Annotated in this window: 17 protein-coding genes and 1 tRNA gene; 4 read left to right on the plus strand and 14 right to left on the minus strand. The window is 70.1% G+C overall.

Annotation, left to right across the window (positions count from 1 at the left end; genetic code table 11):
* Positions 1-274: 274 nt before the first annotated feature.
* From thrB to argS, 5 genes are all read right to left on the minus strand, one after another.
* The gene (gene thrB, locus PUT80_RS19210) at positions 275-1,165 is read right to left on the minus strand and encodes a homoserine kinase (RefSeq protein WP_275293012.1); all 891 of its coding nucleotides are present in this window, start codon (positions 1,163-1,165) and stop codon (positions 275-277) included.
* The gene (gene thrC, locus PUT80_RS19215; protein ID WP_043832080.1) at positions 1,162-2,217 is read right to left on the minus strand and encodes a threonine synthase; all 1,056 of its coding nucleotides are present in this window, start codon (positions 2,215-2,217) and stop codon (positions 1,162-1,164) included. Before thrC ends, thrB begins: the two co-directional genes overlap by 4 nt.
* Positions 2,218-2,299: 82 nt before the next feature.
* Positions 2,300-3,625, minus strand: coding sequence for a homoserine dehydrogenase (locus tag PUT80_RS19220; RefSeq protein ID WP_275293018.1), 1,326 nt, complete (start codon positions 3,623-3,625; stop codon positions 2,300-2,302).
* 12 nt (positions 3,626-3,637) lie between these two features.
* Positions 3,638-5,068, minus strand: a complete 1,431-nt coding sequence (lysA, locus tag PUT80_RS19225) for a diaminopimelate decarboxylase (RefSeq protein WP_134667318.1) — start codon at positions 5,066-5,068, stop codon at positions 3,638-3,640.
* A gap of 3 nt (positions 5,069-5,071) precedes the next feature.
* A complete protein-coding gene (gene argS / locus PUT80_RS19230) occupies positions 5,072-6,736 on the minus strand; it encodes an arginine--tRNA ligase (protein ID WP_275293013.1) in 1,665 nt (554 codons plus the stop codon).
* Positions 6,737-6,939: 203 nt separating this feature from the next.
* Between argS and PUT80_RS19235 the strand changes: the two genes are divergently transcribed.
* Together PUT80_RS19235 and PUT80_RS19240 are read left to right on the plus strand one after the other, a co-directional pair.
* On the plus strand, positions 6,940-7,779 hold the full coding sequence (locus PUT80_RS19235) for a DUF3105 domain-containing protein (protein ID WP_037817394.1): 840 nt from the start codon (positions 6,940-6,942) through the stop codon (positions 7,777-7,779).
* 128 nt (positions 7,780-7,907) lie between these two features.
* Complete coding sequence (locus PUT80_RS19240; RefSeq protein WP_238608256.1) at positions 7,908-8,558, plus strand: DUF305 domain-containing protein; 651 nt, start codon at positions 7,908-7,910, stop codon at positions 8,556-8,558.
* A 45-nt stretch (positions 8,559-8,603) separates the two neighbouring features.
* Here PUT80_RS19240 and PUT80_RS19245 read toward each other — a convergent pair whose 3' ends face one another.
* From PUT80_RS19245 to PUT80_RS19255, 3 genes are all read right to left on the minus strand, one after another.
* Positions 8,604-9,200 (minus strand): flavin reductase family protein, encoded by a 597-nt coding sequence (locus PUT80_RS19245; protein ID WP_275293014.1) that lies wholly within the window; start codon positions 9,198-9,200, stop codon positions 8,604-8,606.
* Between the two features lie 10 nt (positions 9,201-9,210).
* A complete protein-coding gene (locus PUT80_RS19250; RefSeq protein WP_037817392.1) occupies positions 9,211-10,131 on the minus strand; it encodes a cation diffusion facilitator family transporter in 921 nt (306 codons plus the stop codon).
* 134 nt (positions 10,132-10,265) lie between these two features.
* The gene (locus PUT80_RS19255) at positions 10,266-11,387 is read right to left on the minus strand and encodes an epoxide hydrolase family protein (protein ID WP_275293015.1); all 1,122 of its coding nucleotides are present in this window, start codon (positions 11,385-11,387) and stop codon (positions 10,266-10,268) included.
* A 105-nt stretch (positions 11,388-11,492) separates the two neighbouring features.
* Here PUT80_RS19255 and PUT80_RS19260 point away from each other — a divergent pair.
* Together PUT80_RS19260 and PUT80_RS19265 are read left to right on the plus strand one after the other, a co-directional pair.
* Positions 11,493-11,568: transfer RNA gene (locus tag PUT80_RS19260), tRNA-Arg, on the plus strand.
* A 352-nt stretch (positions 11,569-11,920) separates the two neighbouring features.
* Positions 11,921-13,531, plus strand: coding sequence for a hypothetical protein (locus tag PUT80_RS19265; protein ID WP_238604467.1), 1,611 nt, complete (start codon positions 11,921-11,923; stop codon positions 13,529-13,531).
* A gap of 51 nt (positions 13,532-13,582) precedes the next feature.
* On the opposite strand, the gene PUT80_RS19270 is transcribed toward PUT80_RS19265, so the two are convergent.
* From PUT80_RS19270 to PUT80_RS19295, 6 genes are all read right to left on the minus strand, one after another.
* On the minus strand, positions 13,583-14,170 hold the full coding sequence (locus tag PUT80_RS19270; RefSeq protein WP_037364589.1) for a hypothetical protein: 588 nt from the start codon (positions 14,168-14,170) through the stop codon (positions 13,583-13,585).
* Positions 14,171-14,356: 186 nt separating this feature from the next.
* Positions 14,357-15,724: a site-specific DNA-methyltransferase gene (locus tag PUT80_RS19275; protein ID WP_037364587.1), complete on the minus strand. Its 1,368-nt coding sequence runs from the start codon at positions 15,722-15,724 to the stop codon at positions 14,357-14,359.
* On the minus strand, positions 15,721-16,764 hold the full coding sequence (locus PUT80_RS19280) for a site-specific DNA-methyltransferase (protein WP_051166188.1): 1,044 nt from the start codon (positions 16,762-16,764) through the stop codon (positions 15,721-15,723). Before PUT80_RS19280 ends, PUT80_RS19275 begins: the two co-directional genes overlap by 4 nt.
* Positions 16,761-17,996 carry a site-specific DNA-methyltransferase gene (locus PUT80_RS19285; RefSeq protein WP_051166187.1) on the minus strand — a complete coding sequence of 412 codons (1,236 nt, stop codon included), beginning with the start codon at positions 17,994-17,996 and terminating at the stop codon, positions 16,761-16,763. The genes PUT80_RS19280 and PUT80_RS19285 overlap by 4 nt, the downstream gene beginning before the upstream one ends.
* A 111-nt stretch (positions 17,997-18,107) precedes the next feature.
* Positions 18,108-19,025, minus strand: a complete 918-nt coding sequence (locus PUT80_RS19290) for a DNA methyltransferase (protein WP_037364584.1) — start codon at positions 19,023-19,025, stop codon at positions 18,108-18,110.
* The gene (locus tag PUT80_RS19295) at positions 19,018-20,001 is read right to left on the minus strand and encodes a hypothetical protein (protein ID WP_143271441.1); all 984 of its coding nucleotides are present in this window, start codon (positions 19,999-20,001) and stop codon (positions 19,018-19,020) included. Before PUT80_RS19295 ends, PUT80_RS19290 begins: the two co-directional genes overlap by 8 nt.
* Positions 20,002-20,250: the final 249 nt, after the last annotated feature.

Genomic DNA, 20,250 nt, shown 5'->3' on the forward strand with positions numbered 1-20,250 from the left:
GGTGTTTGCCCCCTCCGGACGGAGAAAGCGGAATTCGGCACCGCCGGAACCGGAAACCCGCCTGCGTCCCTCCGCCTCCCGCGTGCCGGGCGGTGCGGAATCGGCGGATCGACGAAGGATGCGGACCGGAGCCGCCGCTAGGGGCGAACAGGCCCGGCATCGGGTGCGGAAACGCACGGTGATCGAACGCCCCCGAGGGTAGACCGCGCCCTGTCCGGGTGCAACAACCACCCCCCGCGTGGCGCACGCTGCCGTCCAGCCTGTGACCAGGTCGTCACCTGGCCACAACCTGCACGCCATCGCGATCCACGGGCAATTCGGCGACGTCGAAGCCCGTAACGTCCACGCCCGCCGGGAGTATTCCCGTCAGCGTGAGAGCGAGCACAGTGGGGCCGGCGCCGGAAACGGTCGCGGGAACGCCTTGCGCACGCAGCGTGCGCACCAATTCCGTGCTCGCCGGGTACGCCTCGGCGCGGTAATCCTGGTGCAACCGGTCCTCGGTGGCGGCCAGCAGCAGTTCGGGCCGTTCGGTGACAGCCAGCACCGCGAGCGCCGCCCGTCCCGCGCTGTGCGCCGCGTCGGCGTGCGGCACCTGCGCCGGCAGCAGCCCGCGCGTCGTGTTGGTGGACGACTTCTCCCCCGGCACCGCGACTACCGGCCGGATCGCCGCGTTCGGCTCCACGCGTTCGGCACGGAACCGGCCGTCCTCCGCCCACGCCACCACGAGCCCGCCGAACAGGCTCGCCGCCGCGTTGTCCGCGTGGCCCTCGAACTCCGCCGCGAGCTGGAGCGCGTCGGCGTCGAGCGGACGCTCCGCCAGCGCGTAGCCCAGCGCCACGCCGGTCACCACCGCGGCGGCCGACGACCCGAGGCCGCGCGCGTGCGGAATGCTGTTGTGGCAACGGAGATGCAGGCCGGGCGGCCGCACGTCGAGGTGTTCGCAGGCTCGCCGCAGCGCGCGGACCACCAGATGGGATTCGTCGGTCGGCACGTCCTCGACGCCGCCCGCTCCCGCGTCGAGCACCTCGATCTTCAGACCGCCCTCGGTGACCTGCAGGTCGACCACGTCGTAACGGGCGAGCGCGAGGCCGAGCGCGTCGAATCCCGGGCCGAGGTTCGCCGTCGACGCCGGGACCGTCGCGCGGAACGCGGGCAGCGCCGTCATCGCAGGTCCAGCGCCGCCGCGACGGCCGTCGGGTCGACCGCGAGCGGTTCCACCTCGACGTTGCCCTCCAACGCCGTCGCCGGGTCCTTCAGGCCGTGCCCGGTGACCGTGCAGACCACCTTCGAGCCCTTCGGCAGCCGTCCGTCCGCCGCGGTGGCCAGCAGGCCCGCCACGCTCGTCGCGGACGCCGGCTCCACGAAAACGCCCTCGCGACGGGCCAGCAGCCGGTACGCCTCAAGGATCTTCTCGTCGGTGATCGCGTCGAAGAGCCCGTTCGATTCGGCGCGCGCGTGCACCGCGCCGTCCCACGAAGCCGGGCTGCCGATGCGGATCGCGGTCGCGATGGTGTCCGGGTCGGAAACCGGTTCGCCGTGTACCAGCGGCGCGGCGCCGGCGGCCTGGAAACCGAACATCCGCGGGGTGTTCTTGACCACACCGTCCGCCGCGTACTCCGAATAGCCCTTCCAGTACGCGGTGATGTTGCCCGCGTTGCCGACCGGGAGGCAGTGCACGTCCGGGGCCTCGCCGAGCACGTCGCAGATCTCGAACGCGGCGGTCTTCTGCCCCGCGATGCGCACCGGGTTGACCGAGTTGACCAGCGTCACCGGGTAGTCCGCCGCGGTCTTGCGGGCGAGTTCGAGGCAGTCGTCGAAGTTGCCGTCGACCTGGAGGATCCGCGCGCCGTGCAGCACCGCCTGGGCGAGCTTGCCCATCGCGATCTTGCCTTGCGGCACCAGCACCGCACAGGTGAGCCCGGCCCGCGCGGCGTACGCGGCGGCCGACGCGGAGGTGTTGCCGGTGGACGCGCAGATCACCGCTTTCAGGCCGCTCGCCAGCGCGTGCGTGATCGCCACGGTCATCCCGCGGTCCTTGAACGAGCCGGTCGGGTTCGCGCCCTCGACCTTCAGGTACACCTCGGCGCCGGTCAGCTCCGACAGGTGCGCGGCGGGCAGCAGCGGCGTGTTTCCTTCGCCGAGCGTGACCACGCGCGCTCCGTCCGGGACCGGAATCCGGTCGCGATACGCCTCAATGATTCCCGGCCAACCACTCACGCTGCCGCCTCGATTCGGAGTTTCACCATGCTCATCGGCGAGGCGGAAGCATGAATATCCATGATTCGCTTGCAAGCTGCGCTCATGCGTCTTCGCCTTCCACCCGCATCACGCTGACAACCTCGTGCACCACATCGAGTTTCGCGATTTCGTCCACAGTGGACTGCAAAGCCGCGTCGGGTGCGAGATGAGTGACCACGACGAGGCTCGCCGTGTCGTTCGCGTCGCGCTGGCGCACCGCGGCGATGCTCACGCCGTGCGCGGCGAACGCTTGCGCCACCTGGGCGAGCACGCCCGCGCGGTCCGCGACGTCGAGGCTCACGTGGTAGCGCGTCGGCGTCTGGCCCATCGGCCGCACCGGCAGCGCGGCGTGCGCCGATTCGCGCGGGCCGCGGCCGCCGTGCACCTGGTTGCGCGCCACCGCGACGAGGTCGCCGAGCACCGCGCTGGCGGTCGGTGCGCCGCCGGCGCCCTGGCCGTAGAACATCAGCTCGCCGGCCGCGTCCGCCTCGACGTAGACCGCGTTGAACGCGCCGCCGACGCCGGCCAGCTGGTGGCTGCGCGGAATCATCACCGGATGCACGCGGGCGGACACCGATTCCGTGCCGTCGTCCGCGGTCACGCGTTCGCAGATCGCCAGCAGCTTCACCGTGCGGCCGAGCGTGCGCGCCGCGGCCAGATCGGACGCCGTGACGTCCGCGATGCCTTCGCGGTGCACGTCTTTCGCGGTGACCCGGGAGTGGAACGCCAGCGAGGCAAGGATCGCGGCCTTCGACGCGGCGTCGTAGCCGTCGACGTCCGCCGTCGGGTCCGCTTCCGCGTACCCGAGCCGGCTCGCCTCGTCGAGCGTTTCGGCGTAGCCCGCGCCGGTGGCGTCCATCGCGGAGAGGATGTAGTTGGTGGTGCCGTTGACGATCCCCATCACGCGGGTGATCCGGTCGCCTGCCAGCGATTCGCGCAGCGGGCGCAGCAGCGGGATGGCCCCGGCGACGGCGGCCTCGAAGTAGAGGTCCGCACCGCTGGCGTCGGCCGCCTCGAACAGCTCGGCCGAACACTCGGCGAGCAGCGCCTTGTTGGCGGTGACCACGGACTTGCCCGCGTTCAGCGCGGTGAGCAGCCAGCTGCGCACCGGGTCGATCCCGCCGACCAGCTCGACCACGACGTCGACGTCGTCGCGGGCCACGAGCGCCGCAGCGTCGTCAGTCAGCAGTTCGGCGGGCAGTTCCGGGTGCTTGTCCGGACGCCGCACCGCGATGCCGACCAGTTCCACCGGCGCGCCCGCGCGGGCCGCCAGCTCGCCGGCCTGTTCGGTGAGCAGCCGCGCGACCTCGCTGCCGACCGTGCCGCAGCCGAGCATCGCTACCCGGATGGGTGACCGATCCGTGGGAGACAGGCCTTTCGGAGACACAGTGGACACTTCTCAAACCTCCAGGCGCAGCATGTCGTCCGTCGTCTCCCTGCGCAGCAGCAGCCGGGCGGCGCCGTTGCGCACGGCGACCACCGCGGGCCGCGGCAGCCGGTTGTAACCACTGGCCATCGCGTAGCAGTAGGCGCCGGTCGCCGCGACGGCCAGCAGGTCGCCGGGAGCCAGCGTGTCTGGCAGCCAGCAGTCTCGGACGACGATGTCGCCGGACTCACAGTGTTTTCCCACCACGCGAGACAACGCAGGGGTCACCGGCTCGTTTCCGTCGGAGGCGGAGCGCGAAACCACCCGGCAGTCGTACACCGCGTCGTAGAGCGCCGTGCGGATGTTGTCGCTCATCCCGCCGTCGACGCTGACGTACCGGCGGGCGGTCTCGTCGCCGAGCGCGACGTCCTTGATCGTGCCCACCTCGTACAGGGTGAACGTGCCCGGACCGGCGATCGCGCGGCCGGGTTCGCCCGCGATGCGCGGCACCGGAAGCTCCGCGTACGCGCATTCCTTGCGGACGATCTCGCGGATCTGCGTGATCATCTGCGAGGGCGGCGGCGGGTTGTCCTTTTCGGTGTAGGCGATGCCGAAACCGCCGCCGAGGTCGACGACGTTCATCTGCTCGAGCAGGTCCCGCCCGTGCTCCTTGGCCAGGTCCGCGAGCAGCCCGACGACGCGGCGCGCGGCGACCTCGAAACCGTCGGCGTCGAAGATCTGCGAACCGATGTGGCTGTGCAGGCCGACCAGCTTGAGCGACGGCGCGTTCAGCACCCGGCGGACCGCCTCGGCGGCATCGCCGGAAGCCAGCGAAAAGCCGAACTTCTGGTCCTCGTGCGCGGTCGCGATGAATTCGTGAGTGTGCGCCTCGACGCCGACCGTCACCCGGACGAGCACCTTCTGCTCGATCCCGTGCGCGGCGGCGATTTCGGCGAGCCGGGCGATCTCGTAGTACGAGTCGACCACCACGGTGCCGACGCCTGCCTCGACCGCCGCGTCCAGTTCGGCGACCGATTTGTTGTTGCCGTGGAACGTGATCCGCTCCACCGGGAAGTTCGCGCGCTGCGCGACGGCCAGTTCGCCGCCGCTGCAGACGTCGAGGCTCAGTCCCTGTTCGGCCACCCACCGGGCGACCTCGACGGACAGGAACGCCTTCGACGCGTAGTGCACGAGCGCCGGGTCGTCGAACGCCTCGGCGTAGTCGGCGCAGCGGGACTTGAAGTCCGCCTCGTCGACCACGAACAGCGGCGTGCCGTAGGTCTGCGCGAGGTCGCGCACGTCGACGCCGGCGATCCGGACGACGCCGTCCGCGGCGCGGTAAACGTTGCGCGGCCACACTTTCGCGGGCAGCTGGTCGAGTTCGCCCGCACTCGCGGGCGGGAACCCGGAGGCGTCGGCATGGGGGTAGACGTCGGCGTGGCGGGGGCCCGCGGGGTGCGCCATGGTTTACATCCGTTCCGGAGCGGAGACACCGAGCAGCGACAAGCCGTTCGCCAGGACCTGGCGCGCGGCTTCGCACAGAGCGAGCCGGGCGTACGTGAGGGGAGTGGCCTCCTCGTCGCCCTGCGGGAGGACCCGGCCCACGGTGTAGAACTTGTGGTACGCGCCGGCCAGTTCCTCGAGGTAGCGGGCCACGCGATGCGGTTCGCGCATCTCCGCCGCCCGGCGCACCACGGCGGGGAATTCGCCGATGGTGCGGATCAGGTCGCCTTCAGCAGGCAGGGTGAGCAGTCCGAAATCGACGTCCTCGCCGGACTCGCCGACCTTCAGGCCGAGGTCCGCCGCGCCGCGCCGCAGCGACGACAGCCGGGCGTGCGCGTACTGCACGTAGTAGACCGGGTTGTCGTTGGAATGCTTGCGCAGCAAGTCCAAATCGATGTCCAAAGAGGAATCGACGGAGTAGCGGATCAGCTCGTAGCGGGCCGGGTCGACGCCGACCGCCTCGACGAGGTCCTCGAGCGTGATCACGGTGCCCGCGCGCTTGGACATCCGCACCGGCTTGCCGTCGCTGACCAGGTTCACCATCTGGCCGATCAGCACCTCGACCGTCGCCGGGTCGTCGCCGAACGCCGCGGCGGCCGCCTTGAGCCGCGCGATGTAGCCGTGGTGGTCCGCGCCGAGCATGTAGATGCACAGGTCGTGGCCGCGGTTGCGCTTGTCCTTGAAGTAGGCGAGGTCACCGGCGATGTAGGCGGTGTTGCCGTCCTTCTTGATGACGACCCGGTCCTTGTCGTCGCCGTACTCGCTGGACTTCAGCCACCACGCGCCGTCGGCGAAGTAGAGGTTGCCGGAGTCCTTGAGCTGCTGCACCGCCGCGTCGACCGCGCCCGATTCGTGCAGCGAGTTCTCGTGGAAGTAGACGTCGAAATCGGTGCCGAACTCATGCAGGCTCTGCTTGATCTGGCTGAACATCAGCTCGATGCCGATGCGCCGGAAGGTCTCGTTCCGCTCGTCCTCGGGCAGGCTCAGCGCGCTCGGCTCGGCCTTGATCACCTCGGCCGCGATGTCGCTGATGTAGCCGCCCGCGTAGCCGTCCTCCGGCGCGGGCTCACCCTTCGCGGCGGCGATCAGCGAGCGCACGAAGCGGTCGATCTGCGCGCCGGCGTCGTTGAAGTAGTACTCGCGGGTGACGTCCGCGCCTTGTGCGCCGAGCACCCGGCCCAGCGCGTCGCCGACCGCGGCCCAGCGCGTGCCGCCGAGGTGGATCGGGCCGGTCGGGTTCGCGGAGACGAACTCCAGGTTGATCCGGCGCCCGGCCAGCGCGTCGCCGCGGCCGTACTCCGCGCCCGCGGCCAGCACCTGGCGCACGACCTCGCCCTGTGCGTCGGCGGCGAGCCGGAAGTTCAGGAAGCCCGGTCCGGCGACCTCGGCCGCGGCCACGCCGTCCGCCCCCGCGACGACCTCCGCGAGCGCGTCGGCGAACTCGCGCGGCTTCAGTCCCGCCTTCTTGGCCACCTGCAGCGCGAGGTTGGTCGCGTAGTCCCCGTGGTCCGGGTTGCGCGGGCGTTCGATGGTCACGGTCTCCGGCAGCACAGCGGCGTCGACGCCGCGTGCGGCGAGGACCTGCTCGGCGGAGCTGCGGACCAGATCGGCGAGAGCGGCGGGAGTCACTCGCCGAATTCTAGGTGCGCTCGTGCCGCGCGCCTCCGGCGGTACAGGCTGGCGAGACGGCGGGCACACCGGAGGCGGATGTTCCGCTCGCCGGGGCGCCTCGCGGGCGTTCACGGTGATCGAACGCCCGGTCTCTACACTGGGCTACCGGCAGGGTTCCGTCCGGCTCCCTCCCCCGCTCTCACGAGGAGATCTCGGCAATCATGGCCAACGGGACCACCAAGAAGAAGGGCTCCGGCGCGTCCGCGGTGAAGGCGGCGAAGAACCGCTCGGTCGTCGCGGGCAAGCGCACGCCCTGGGGCACCATCATCGGCGTCGTCGTGGTGGTCGCCCTGCTGGCCGGCGTCATCGTCTACTACCTGCAGGCCTCCGCGCCCAAGCGCGACCAGGCCGCCCGGGACGAGGCGGCCGCCTCCTTCGCGCCGACCGCGAGCAATCCGGACCCGTCGAAGAAGATCCCCGGCGTCGTCATCAAGCAATACACCGGATCGGTGCACATCCTGCCCACCGAACGGGTGGCATACGACCAGAGCCCGCCGTTCGGCGGCCCGCACGACGGCTACTGGGCCACCTGCACCGGCGTCGTGTACCCGGAAGCGGTGCGCAACGAGAACATGGTGCACTCGCTCGAGCACGGCACGGTGTGGATCGCCTACAACCCGGACAAGGTGAAGGGCGACCAGATCCCGCTGCTCGAGGCGCGGGTCAAGGGCAAGCCGTACATGATGATGTCGCCGTACCCGGGCCTGGACAAGCCGATCTCGCTGCAGTCGTGGGGCCACCAGCTGAAGCTGGACAGCGCCGACGACCCGCGCATCGACCAGTTCATCGCCGCGCTGCGGACCAACCCGAACGGCGTGTACCCGGAGATCGGCGCCTCGTGCGACGCGCTCGGCAAGGGCATGTTCGACCCGAGCAACCCGCCGAAGTTCGACCCGAGCAAGCCGGGCAAGGACGCGAAGCCGATGGACTACAAGGGCAGCACCGGAGCCCAGACCGAGCAGCAGCCGGGCATGCCGGGGACGCCGCCGGCCGGGCAGTGACCGTGGGCTCCGAAAACCGCGCGGACCAGGCCGAGACGGGCGGCGTCGAAACCGCCCGTTCCGCCTCCCCCTCCGCCGAGGTCGCCGAAGAGTCCGCTCCGGCGGAACGGACCGGCTGGTCGCGGTGGGTGGTCATCGGCGGGACGCTGATCGCGGTGCTGCTGGTCGGGGCCGCGATCGGGGTCTTCGCGACGCGGCTCACCGACGGCAGCGACGCCGTGCCCGCGACGCCGGGCGCGGGTTCGGTCGAGGTCGGGTTCGCCCAGGACATGTCGGTGCACCACCTGCAGGCGGTCACCATGGCCGGCTGGGCGCGCGACCACTCGACCGACCCGGAGATCCGCCAGCTCGCGTTCGACATCGAGCGCACGCAGACCGAGCAGGTCGGGCGGATGAAGGGCTGGCTCATGCTGTGGGACCAGCCCGAGCAGGCGACCGGCGCGTACATGACGTGGATGACCGAGCCGATGGGCCACGCGGGCATGCAGATGCCGACCAGCAGCCCGGCCGGCGGCGCGCCGATGCCGGGCATGGCCACCGACGCGGACCTCGCGAAACTGCGGTCGCTCTCCGGCCGCGCGCTGGACGTCGAGTTCCTGCAGCTGATGCTGCGGCATCACCAGGGCGGCGTCGCGATGGCCGAGTACGCGCAGGACCACACGTCCAACGACGCGGTGAAGGCGTTGTGCCGCAGCATGCTGGTGTCGCAGGGCGCGGAAATGGACCAGATGAAGCTCATGCTGAAGGGGCGGGGCGCGCAGCCGCTGCCCTTCTCCTGACCTCCGCTCGTGAGCGCCTGTCGCGGTTCTGACCGGGACGGGCGCTCACGAGTTTTTGTACGTGGGCCGCGCCAGTTCCTTGATGTCGCCCAGCGTTCCCCATTCGTCGCGCCCCAGCCGCGCCAGCGGCCGCAAGCGCTCGATCAGCGGGTGGTCGCCGTCGAGGACGTCCTCGTTGACCGCCAGGTGCACGACCCGGCCGAACACCACCGTCGAGCGGCCGAAACCGACCGTGCTGTGCAGTTCGCATTCGAACGCCACGGGTGATTCCGCCACCCGCGGCGGGCGGACCTTGAGGCTCGGCTCGCGGGTCAGCCCTGCCTCGTCGAATTCGCTCAGCTCGGGCGGGAAATCCGCGCCGGTGGCGTTGATCTGCTCGAACAGCGGCTCGGGCGCGAGGTTGACCACGAACTGGCGGGTCGCCTCGACGTTGCGCAGGGTGTCTTTCCGGCCGACCGAGGTGAACTGCAGGACCGCGGGCGCGGCCGAGGCGACGGTGAAGAACGAATGCGGCGCGAGGTTGTCCACTCCGTCGCGGGAAACGCTCGACACCCAGGCGATGGGCCGCGGCACGACGGTCGCGGTCATCAGGTGGTAGAACGCGTTCGGGGCCAGCTGTGCGGGGTCGAAGTCCTTGCGCATAGCCCCCGGTCTACCAGGACAGCTCCGTGCACCGGCGGGCGCATTGCGGTCCCTCGACTTGCAGCGTCGCGTGTTTGATCTCGTAGCGGACCGAGAGCAGGTCCTGCGCCTTGGTGAGCACAGTGGACTGTTCGGCGTCGGCCTTCACCGTCAGGTGCGCCGACGCGACCTCCATGCCCGAGGTCAGCGTCCACACGTGCAGGTCGTGCACGTCCGCGACACCCGGCAGCGCGGCGAGTTCGGTGCTGATCTCGCCGACGTCCACGCCGGCCGGCGCGTGCTGGAACAGGATCCGCAGCGCGCGGCGGGCGAGCGTCCAGGTGCGCGGCAGCACGAACAGGCCGATCGCGACACCGATGATCGGGTCGGCGTAGCGCCAGCCGGTGGTGAGCGTGATCGCGCCGCTGAGCAGCACGCCGACCGAACCGATGAGGTCGGCCAGCACTTCGAGGTACGCACCGCGGACGTTCAGGCTCTCCTTCGCGCCCGATCGCAGCACCAGGAACGACACGATGTTGGCGACCAGACCCGCGGCCGCGGCGAGCAGCACCGGCAGGCCAGGTACCTCCGGCGGGTCGGTGATCCGGCCGATCGCCTCGACTGCCACATACCCGGCGACACCGAACAACAGGACCGCATTCGCCAGCGCGGCAAGGACTTCCGCCCGGTACATGCCGAACGTGCGGCTGGGCGTCGGCCCGCTGCGCCGGGCGAGCACGATCGCGGCGAGCGCCATTCCGACGCCGAGAACGTCGGTGAACATGTGCGCGGCGTCGGAGATCAACGCGAGGGAACCGGTGGCGAAGCCGACCGCGAACTCCAGCACCATGAACCCGGCACCGACCGCGAGAGCGATCAGCAGCGCGCGGACGTAGCGGCCGGACGCGCTCGCCGGAGCGGCGGTGTGCCCGTGGCCGTGCCCGTGTCCCATCGCTCGCCTCCCAAGTTTCGGTGTCGAGAGGAATATATAGTGACATGCGCATATGTGCAATACAGGGTAGCCTAACTTCACCCTAACGCCTGGTGACGCGTTTCCCCCAGCCCTGTTCCGCGAGGTGGGAAAGATCAGCGCACGAGCCGGAAGAACCCGCGGATCTGCTCGACGAGCGACGCCGGTTGTTCCATGGCGGCGAAGTGCCCGCCGCGCGGCAGCCGCTCGAACCAGCGCAAATCGGTGTACTTGAGCGCCGCCTGCCGCCGCGACGGGCGGATGATGTCGCGCGGGTAGACGGAGATGCCGGACGGCGCCGTGACGAGATCGCCGAAGCTGCGGTAGCTCTCCCAGTACAGCCGCGCGGACGACGTCGCCGACGCGGTGAACCAGTACGCCGAGATCGCGTCGAGAAGCTGCTGCCGGGTGACCGCGTCCTCCGGACGGCCGTTGTTGTCGGTCCAGGCCCAGAACTTCTCGGCGATCCAGGCCGCCTGCCCGGCCGGCGAGTCGGTCAGTCCGTAGCCCAGTGTCTGCGGCCGCGTGCCCTGCTGCCCCGAATACCCCTGGCCGGTGCGCCGGAACTCGGCCGCCGCCTGCGCCCCTTCGCGTTCCTCGTCGGTCTCGTCCGCGAACTCGCCTCGCGGCGCGGCCGCCATGTTGACGTGCACCCCCGCGACCCGCTCCCGCGCCACCTCGCCGAGCGCCCCCGACACCGCCGAACCCCAGTCGCCGCCCTGCGCGCCATAGCGGTCGTAGCCGAGCGAGACCATCAGCTGATCCCAAGCGGTCGCGATTTTCCGCACGCCCCAACCGGTTTCGCTCGGCTTGTCGCTCCAGCCGTACCCCGGCAACGAAGGCGCGACGACATGAAACGCGTCCGCCGGATCGCCACCGTGCGCCCGCGGGTCGGTCAGCGGCCCGAGAATGTCGAGGAATTCGAGCACCGACCCCGGCCAGCCGTGCGTGATCACCAGCGGGAACGCGTCCGGCTCCGGCGAACGGAGGTGCACGAAGTGAATCCCGAGGCCGTCGACCTCCTGACGGAACTGCGGGAAGACGTTGAGCCGGTCGGCGAACCCGAAGTCGTAGTCCTCGGCCCAGCTGCGGCAGAGCTCCTCGGCATAGCCGAGCGGCACTCCCTGCGCCCAGTCGCCGACGGTCTCCGCCTCCGGCCACCTCGTGCGCCGCAACCGCGCCCGCACGTCCTCGATGTCCTGCTCAGCCACCCTGACCTGGAACGGCTCGGCGCCCACCGCCGCCTCCCTCCGCGTCGATGATCCGACGCTACCGCGTTAAGCCCCCTCCTGTGCACAGCCGGAAAGGGGCATGCGCTAGGCTCTGTCCAGTCGCGCAAGCGAGCCCTCGTAGCTCAGGGGATAGAGCACTGCCCTCCGGAGGCAGGTGTCGCAGGTTCGAATCCTGCCGAGGGCACCACAAGGATGGGAACGGGAGAGATGTCAGACATGACATCCTCCTCTTTCTCGTGTTTACGCTGGTCAATGCGCTTGCTGCGGTCAAACGGTAAGATGACGGCACCGCGAGCAGCCTGCCGCACCGCTGAGACTGCGGGTCCTACGAGCGTGGCTGTGCACTTGATCTGGTTGGCGCGCTTCTGGTAGCGCACCTCAAGCCGGAGGGCTTCGAAGAGTCGCCGTGCGACGTCCTCGGGCAACTCCTCGACCCGAACCTCGCCCACGGGCAGAGCGTCAAGCAGGTCAGGGTTGACCGCCTGCTGATTCTCCTCCTCGATCTGGGCGAGCTGGACTTCGAGCTGAGATTTGCGTTCGTGAAGCTCACTGCGCTCGTCGTTGATCTCGCCGACAAGTTCCTTGGTCGGCTTTTCGAACAGCGCGAAACTGCGGACGACGTTCTTGATCATGCGAACGGTGTCGTTGATCTCGCGGCGCAGTGCGTCGATGCGCTGCTCTCGTTCCCGCTGCGCGGCAGCGCCGAGTTCGCGAGCGGCATCCCCCAGCAGGCTGCGGCGGTAGGTGCCGAAGATGTGGGCGGACAGGAACTCGTTGAGCTTGTCGACGATGGCGTCTTCGCGGATCCAGAAGCTTCCCGCGGCGGGGTGCCCCTCGGGGACGTACCCCTTCTTCGGGGCGCAGACGTAGTAGGCGTGGCCTCGGCGGGTCTTGCCGTTCATGCGGCGGCCGCAGTCGCCGCAGAACAGGTAGGTGCGCAGCAGGTAGCTGCGCTTGGTCTGGGGATGTTTGACGTTGGTGTTGTTGCCGGTGCTGCGGGAGCCGAAGCGGTGGCCGCTGACGTCCTGGGCTTGCAGCCAGTCCTCCAGGGTGACGAGAGCTTCGTGGACGGGTTTCGTGGTCCAGATCCATTCCCCGATGGGGTTGGCGCGGTTTCCTCGGGACTTGCGTCCGCTGCGGTTCCACACCATGTGCCCGGTGTACTTGGGATTGGTGAGGATGTCGCGCACGTTCGAGTAGGTCCAGCGGCCGACGGCACGTTTCGGGTCGACGGGGACGGGCGGCGGGTAGCTGGAGGGGTCGAGGTTGAGGCGGTCCGCGATGGCTTGGTAGCCGAGCCGTTCGGTGATTCGCCAGTGGTATGCCTTGCGCACCGCGGGCGCCTGGGCTGGGTCGACGTCGAGGAAGGTTTTCTTGGCGCCCTTGGCGCGCTTGGCGGGAACCGGGTGCGGTACGTGACGCGCACGGTAGCCGTAGCAGGCTTTGCCGATGTTGTACCCGGCTTCGGTGTGGGTAGCGTAGCCGTCCCAGGACTTCTCCAGCATGTCTACGACGTAAAACTCGGAGATGCTCTGCTTGACCCGCCGGGTCAACAGTTGCGTGGCAGTCTTGGGTTTTCGACCGTCCACTGTGGTCAGTTGAAAGGGCTCGTCTGCGGCAAGCAGGCGCACTCCGGCGCGCTCCAAGCGATGTTCGATGGTGGTGCCGTAGTACATGTGCCGGGCGGTGCGCTCGATCGACTCGCAGATGACATAGTCGAACCGCCGATCAGGCCGTTCGGCCTCGGCGAGCAGATCCTGGATACCCCCGTCACGCGGGATCGGGATGTCGAACTGTTCGTGCGCGCGGCCGCTTCCACGAGCGTCGAGATCCATGCGCCCGGACTCGACGTCGTAGAAATGCGCGACGATGAGGCCGCCTTCGGGAAGCGAGCGTTGCGACGACCCCAACTGGCGCGGCAAGGAGAGGGTCGGGTCCTGCATGTCCCGTGTGGACACACGGCCCAGCCATGCGAAGCGAAGAACCGTCGGCTGCGAGGAGGTGCACATCGGTTCGCAGCCCGCCGCTTTGCCGTAACGACTCCGTACGGGTCCTACGCTGCGTTGTCCAGCCCACCGACGGACCTGTTCCGGGCCTGCCATTCCGTCACCTCCCACAACACTCGTGCTTGTTCCGCGGCCAGCCGCTGAGCCTCGATTCCTTCCACAGCCCGGATTTCCGCGACCAGTTCCGGTGGTTCGTCAGGAGCCAGACGTCCGGTGGCGTCGTCGCGGCGCTCGTATTCCCCGGCCAACGTCCACACCCCCTTGTCCGCCCATATACGGGTTTTCGATCGTGAAATAGCCGGAGCCCTGGACGCGGCGGCGAATCAGCGCGGTGAGCGCACGCGCCTGCGGCAGCATCTCCAAGACCGGGTCCCAGGGCTCGGTCGCGTAAATGATCGGGACACAGTGCTGCGCGGCGAGGCGTTCGCGAGCCAGAATCTCGAACGGATCGCGCGACAGCCGCTCCGCCTTCTCGCAGACGATCAGGTCGTAGCCCGGTTCCGGAGTGGACAAAGTCGCAGCCAGCTCGCGCCACCCGCCCTCGCGTCGGGGCAGTCCCGCATCGTGCAGCATCACCGGGTCGACGTCGGCGGGCAGGTCGTAGAAGCAGTGGGTGATCACCACGCGAGGACGAAACGTCTGCTCGCACAACTGGTACTGCTGACGCAGGAGGCGCAGGGCGATCGTGTCGGTCCTGTTCTTGCGTCCGTAGAACGCCGCCCTGATCGGCTCGGACACGGCGCCGATCCCCTCGGTGGCCGTAGTCGCTGCTGGGGCGGACATGGGAATCGTGCCTCCTGGTCTCCTCGTCCCGCGCCACGCGCAAGCGCCTGTCGCTCAGCGCAAACCAGCTGGCCAGAGGGTCCAGCTGGGATGCTGCGGGCCTGGGATCGTAGCGTCGATCGGCGAAAAGCGGAGGCCCCGGACGAGTGGGCCTCGCCTGTCGTCCACGTCACACCGGCACGGGTGTCACGCTGCGCGCGGAGCCGGTTCCGTGGCCGGGTGGGTGCCGCGGGCTCGTGCTTGCTGGCGGGGGTCGTGGACGCGCCAGGCGGCGAGGCGGCAGTAGTCGCGGCTGGCATCCAGCGAGATGGCTCGCCGGCCGTGCACGGCGGCGGCTAACGCGGTGGTTCCGGTGCCGCCAAAGGGATCGAGCACCACACCGGGAACGCCGGCCGCGTTCGTGTCGGCGCAATCGCAGGCGTCGGCGAACTCGGTGGCGCGCGACAGCAGGAATTCGCGGGCGTAGCCGCCCAGTGCGGCGCGTGCCTCGGCGACGAGCTGCCCACCGGGGTGCTCGTGCCCGCCCGGACGGCCCTGGGTGTCGACGGCGCGGGGCGTGTCGTTGAGTCCCGCGGCTCGCAGCGCGGACAGGTGGGCCTCGGTCAGGCCGTGCTCGCGCACCAGTTCCAGCGCCCGCCGCGTCTGGGGCCGGGAGGTGTCCAGGCCGTAAGCGATCGGGACTCGGCGGCGGCCGTGCCCGCACGCAGTACAGACGCGTCGTGGTGACCACCCGAGGACGAGTCGCCGAGGCCATTCCACCGGAAACGACGCATGGTGCGCGATCCCGAGGTGCGGGGGCACCCGCAGGGGTTGCGGTGCGATCTCCCAGACCGATCCGGGCAGGCGGCCGTGCGGGTGCGACATCTGGCGTCGTTTCAGGGTCTGCTGTTTTGCGCCCGGGTAGTACCGACCGTCGCGTGCCGCGCGGCCAGGATGGGATCGGTGCGGTGCCACACGAACGAGACTCGGCGCGGAATGCAGAAGTCTGATGGTGTCGATAGCGCTGTAGTAGCGCGGGTTGAGCGTGAGGTGGAACCAGGTTTCGTGGCTGCGGCGGACCCGGTCGCGCACGGCCTCGGGCAGTCCGTGTGGTTTGGACCAGATGATCTCGGCGCGCAAGATCAACCCGAGTTCGTCGACGCAGCGCAGGGCGTAGCGCCAGGGCAAGCCGATCAGCGACTTCGCCGGAACACTGCGGCTGTGTGGGTCGCCGCCGTCCGGGACCTGCCCGGCACCGCGGGTTCCGTTCAGGGAGCGGCCTTTGCCGTTGTTGTAGCTGGAGTACTTGTCACCGAGGTTGACGAAGATTGACCCGGACGGTTGGAGGACGCGGATCATCTCGCGGGTACAGGCGATCAGGTTCTCGAGATAGGCACCCGGGGTGTCTTCGGCACCGAGCTGTCCGCGGTAGACGGCGTCGCCATCGCGGTAGGTCCGCAGCCCGAAGTAGGGCGGGCTGGTGACCACCAGATCGACACTGGCGTCCGGGACCGGAAGGGCGCGGGCGTCGCCGTGGATGATTTCCGGTTGAACAAAGGCGGTGTCGTCGGTCATTGCGGCCGTCCTGTGTCCGGGTCGACTGCGGTGATGCGTCGGAGTGCGAGCTCGTGGTAGGCGGGGTTGGTGTCGATGCCGGTGAAACGTCGGCCGAGTTCGCGGGCGGCGACGGCGGTGGTGCCGCTGCCGCTGAACGGGTCGAGGACGTGACCGCCGGGCGGGCATCCCGCCGCGATGCAGCGCCGCGGGATCTCGGCCGGCGACGGAGCGGGATGCCCGATACGGGTGCGGTCCGGCGGGATGGTCCACACGTTGCCGGGGTTGCGACCACGCTGTCCGTCGGCGGGTGTGCGGGGCCAGGTTCCGCGGGCGGTGTTCGGTTTGGTGCCCCGGTGGTGGGCGCGCCGGGACAGAGCCCGGTCGCCGGTGTAGGGCTGCCGGATCGCATCGAGGTCGAAGTAGTAGTCCGGCTGCGTGACGAACAGGAAGAGCATCTCGTGCCGAGTCGCGAGACGGTCGGAGATCGATGTGGGCGTGGCGTGGGGCTTGTGCCAGACGATCGCCGACCGCAAGATCCACCCGTCGTTCTGCAGAGCGAAGGCCAGCCGCCATGGCATGCCGAGCAGATTCTTGTGCGGCACGTCCGCTCGCGGCCGGTAGTGCGATTGCCCTGTATGCCCAGGGGTCGTGCACCAATAGCCGTCGGAATTGGTGGAGTAGCTGTCACCAAGATTGACCCACACGGTGGCCCGCGGAGTCAGCACCCGCCGGGCCGCGGCGAACACTGCGCGCACGGTCTCGACGTAGTCGTCCGCAGTTGGTTCCAGCCCGATCTGCGGATGCTCACGCCGCGCCCCGCAATCCCGGCACCTCTGCTGCACTGAACCCCGGCTGCCGAGGCCTGCGGACCGGTGTCGGCAGCCGGGCCGGCCACCGGTCCAAGTGTCGGGTGCGTAGTCGCGCAGCCGCCAGTAGGGCGGGCTGGTGACCAGACAGTCGATCGAATCCTCGGGCAGGTTCTGGATTCCGGCTTCGGCGTCGGCGGTCACCAGCGTGACGGCGTCGTCCTCAGGGGAGCGTGCGGCGAAGGTGGTCATGCCGCCCTCCCGGTGTTCTGTGCGGTGAGACCAAGGCGGCGCAGGCCGATCTCGTGGAACTCCGGGTTGAGGTCGATGCCGACGTAGGAGCGGCCGAGCTGGCGTGCGGCCAGTCCGGTGGTGGCGGCACCGCTGAACGGGTCGAGCACTACACCGCCGGCTGGGCATCCGGCCGCGATGCAGCGCAGTGGGATGTCGACCGGGAACGCGGCGAAGTGCGCCTCCCGCAACGGGCGGGTGGTGATCGACCAGACGTCACCCGGATTCTTGCCCCGAGCATGCGCGGCGGTGTGCCGCGCGCCGGTCGGGCGCATCGCGTCCCCGTGCGCTTTCGCGGAAAACGGCTCGGTATCCCGGTATTTGCCGTACACGCTGTGTCCGCGGCGGCGCGCGGTCGCGCCGATCCCGCTGTGGCGGCCCTTGTTCGCGCCGCCGATCACACTGCCCGACGTGAGGGCTTCCGGGCATGCGAGCGGTTCGCGGATCGGGTCGAGGTCGAAGAAATACTTCTGCTGTTTGGTCAACAGGAACAGCATCTCGTACCGGTTCGACAACCGGTCACGCACGGATTCGGGCATGGCATTGGGTTTGTGCCACACGATCGCATTGCGCAGAATCCAGCCGTCAGCCTGCAGCGCGAACGCCACCCGCCACGGCATCCCGACCAGGTTCTTCCGCGGCAGCGACCGCGTGCGCGCCACCCCGGCCCGGCGCACCGACTCCCGCAGCGGCGCCGCCGCGCTGCGACCGGACAGGGTGCTCGCCCGCATCGCGTCCCCGGTGCGGCCGGGCGGTTCGGCGGAGTACGAGTCGCCCAGATTCAGCCACACCGTGCCGGTGTCGGACAGGACCCGGCGCAGCTGCCTGAAGACCTGCCGCAGCCGGTCGACGTAGTCCTGCGGGGTCGCCTCCAGGCCGTGCTGGTCGTCCTCGCGACGGGCACCGCACCGGCGGCAGCGCTGCGGCTCGCCGCCGCGATGCGCCGCCGACGCGGGATAGGCGAGACCGGGGTGTTTGGACTGGGGAATGTTGCCGCCGCGTCCGGACCCGGCAAGGTGCGCGCAACCGGGATCGCCGCCGACCCAGGTTCCGGTCCCGTAGTCGCGCAGCCCCCAGTACGGCGGACTGGTGACCACGCAGTCCACCGATTTCTCCGCCAGGCCGGCGAGGGTCGCGGTGGCGTCGCCGGTGCAGAACGTGACGGTGTCATCGCGGTAGTGGACGGTGTCCATGAGATTCGCTCCTTCGGCACGTTGGGTTGAAATCGCGAGCCGCAGTACGTCGGATCGCGTCGCTGCGCCACAGGCGGGTTGCCGGCGGGTGCTGGGCGACGCGGCGCGCACTCAGGCGGCGGCCGAATCGGGCCGTGTTCCGCGCCCGTGGCCGCGTGGTGGGGGCGCGGGCAGCGCGGGGAGGGACTGGTTCAGGGCCGGATCGGCGGCGTCGGGATCGGCCCGGAGCACCAGCGCGGTGTGGTGCGCGGGCAGCGCGACCGGATGCCCGAGAACGCGTTCCGCTCGGGCGGCGGCTCGTCGCTGGGCCAGCGACGCGCGGGTGTACGTGCGGCCTCGTCGCACTGCGGCGGTCAACGCCACGCACCGCGCGACCGGCGCCAGCCCGGCCGCGCCGGCGACCGCCGCGATCCGGCCGGGCACGTCGAGCAGGTCGTGCCGCACGGGGTGGCGCTGCGGGGCGCTGGTGACGACCACGTGCCCGCCCGGACGCAGCAGCGGCCGGTATTGCGCAAGCAGTCCGTGCAACCTCTCCAGTGCACCATCGATGTCGCCGACCGGACCGGGTCGCAGGGTTGTCAGGAGGAGAGCGATCCGTCCGGTCAACCCGGCCGTGGCTGCGGCGGCGGCCGTTCCGGGGCGTCGGTCGAGGACGAGGACCATCCCGTCTACGAACACGCCCCGCGCCTTCGTGGCGGTCACGTTGGCGCGCGCCAGGCGCCACCACCGGCGCTGCCCGGTCAACCCGATCGCGTGCCGCCCGGTCCGGAGCGCTTCGACGATCGTGGTGCCCGCGCCGCAGTCGGGATCGAGCACGACATCGCCGGGCCGGGTCAGCGCCGCGACGGCGTAGCGGGCGATCGCCGGGGCCATCAGGCCGGGGTCGGCACCGGTGGCGTCGTGGTAGCCGCCCTCGGTCAGCTGGGCCGTCAAGCTGTCAGTCCCCGTCGGCCACACCGACGCCACAATCGGGCCTTCGGACCGCTCCCCCGACGCGCGGGGGAGCTGCCTGTCGGCGCTCTTAGACATCCGAGGTCTCCTTCCCCTCGATGCCACGGTCGTCCGTCGCGTCCGGCGACAGCCGCCCGAGCAGAACGAGGTCGTGGTGCACCGAGCGCAGCGGCGGCGCTGCGGCGTCGGCCGCGCGCGGCGAGAAGTCCGGCACGGAGTCCTCGGCGCACATCCGGTCGGGGCGGTCCGGCAGGTTCGGCACAGGCGTGGCGAGCACGGCGATGTGATCGTGACACCGCAATCCGCGACTACCCAGTGTGTTCAGCAAGGTCGCTAGCGGATCACGCAGCTGGCCATCGCGGGAATCACTGTGCGTGACGACAGCAACGAGGCCGCGCGGGGTGAGCAGGGCGTCCCAGTCGGCGCGCGCGAGCCAGTCGGTGGCGCGCGGGTCGAGCGAGGTGATGATCAGGTCGAAACCGCCGCGCGGTCGGTCTCCGTCGCGACGCGGAGGGCGTGGGGAGTCTGGGTGCGGGTCGGCCAGCGGGTGCAGATCGAGCCGACCGAGTCGGGGTCGCGACCCCGACTCAACTCCGGAACGGCGGGGCGAGTCGGTGTGCTCGCCCGGGCAGTCGGGGGCGAGTACCGCTGTCGCAGTGTCGGTGCTGCGTCCGAGCCGGGCGACGGTCCAGACCGCCTCGGCGAGACCGGCGTAGGGGGCGGCGTCGCGGGCACCGCCGACCGCGTGCCGAAGGGTGCGTGGGGACGGTGGCGGGGTGAGGAGAAGGACGCGGTCGCCGGGGCGGGTGTAGGTCGTGACGAGGGTGACGATCGTGCGTCCGAGCCAGCCGGGAAGCAGCGCGGTGCCGGGCAGCATCTCCGCGTCGGCGAACGGCCAGAAGGCCGCCGGACGTGGCCGGCGGGCAGCCGCGACAGCGGGCAGGCGCTCCGGTGCGCGGTGCCGTCCGTGACGGGTACGCGCCGCGCTCGCCGTGCGGTGATGCGGCGTGTGATGGCGGCGGCTTCCGGGCTCAGGGTGCGGTGTTGGAGTCATCGGCGGCCTTCCTCGCAGTGTGATCGGCGCGGTCTGCCAAGTCACCCCAAGAGGCGGGTTTTGAGGCCGCTTTTCGACACCGCACTTCCAGGTTTTTGACAAACTCCCGAAGCTCTGAACCGCACGCAGCGAGAAGAGAGTCCGAATACGTCGACACTCCCGGACGTTCGGAACTATTCGGGTCCAACACAGTGCGGGGTCGATCTGCTGTCGAACCATCCCGACTTGAGCCAAGAAGAATTTCCGATC

The organism is Amycolatopsis sp. La24 (genome assembly GCF_029087445.1).
GTDB classification, from domain to species: domain Bacteria; phylum Actinomycetota; class Actinomycetes; order Mycobacteriales; family Pseudonocardiaceae; genus Amycolatopsis; species Amycolatopsis nivea.

What these genes read in the sequence shown, in the direction of transcription:
- thrB (WP_275293012.1), bottom strand. Translation starts at nt 1,165, where the DNA reads ATGACGGCGCTGCCCGCGTTCCGCGCGACGGTCCCGGCGTCGACGGCG.
- PUT80_RS19295 (WP_143271441.1), bottom strand. Translation starts at nt 20,001, where the DNA reads ATGACTCCAACACCGCACCCTGAGCCCGGAAGCCGCCGCCATCACACG.
- PUT80_RS19235 (WP_037817394.1), top strand. Translation starts at nt 6,940, where the DNA reads ATGGCCAACGGGACCACCAAGAAGAAGGGCTCCGGCGCGTCCGCGGTG.
- PUT80_RS19275 (WP_037364587.1), bottom strand. Translation starts at nt 15,724, where the DNA reads ATGACCGACGACACCGCCTTTGTTCAACCGGAAATCATCCACGGCGAC.
- PUT80_RS19285 (WP_051166187.1), bottom strand. Translation starts at nt 17,996, where the DNA reads ATGGACACCGTCCACTACCGCGATGACACCGTCACGTTCTGCACCGGC.
- PUT80_RS19270 (WP_037364589.1), bottom strand. Translation starts at nt 14,170, where the DNA reads ATGTCCGCCCCAGCAGCGACTACGGCCACCGAGGGGATCGGCGCCGTG.
- lysA (WP_134667318.1), bottom strand. Translation starts at nt 5,068, where the DNA reads ATGGCGCACCCCGCGGGCCCCCGCCACGCCGACGTCTACCCCCATGCC.
- PUT80_RS19245 (WP_275293014.1), bottom strand. Translation starts at nt 9,200, where the DNA reads ATGCGCAAGGACTTCGACCCCGCACAGCTGGCCCCGAACGCGTTCTAC.
- PUT80_RS19250 (WP_037817392.1), bottom strand. Translation starts at nt 10,131, where the DNA reads ATGGGACACGGGCACGGCCACGGGCACACCGCCGCTCCGGCGAGCGCG.
- PUT80_RS19290 (WP_037364584.1), bottom strand. Translation starts at nt 19,025, where the DNA reads ATGTCTAAGAGCGCCGACAGGCAGCTCCCCCGCGCGTCGGGGGAGCGG.
- PUT80_RS19280 (WP_051166188.1), bottom strand. Translation starts at nt 16,764, where the DNA reads ATGACCACCTTCGCCGCACGCTCCCCTGAGGACGACGCCGTCACGCTG.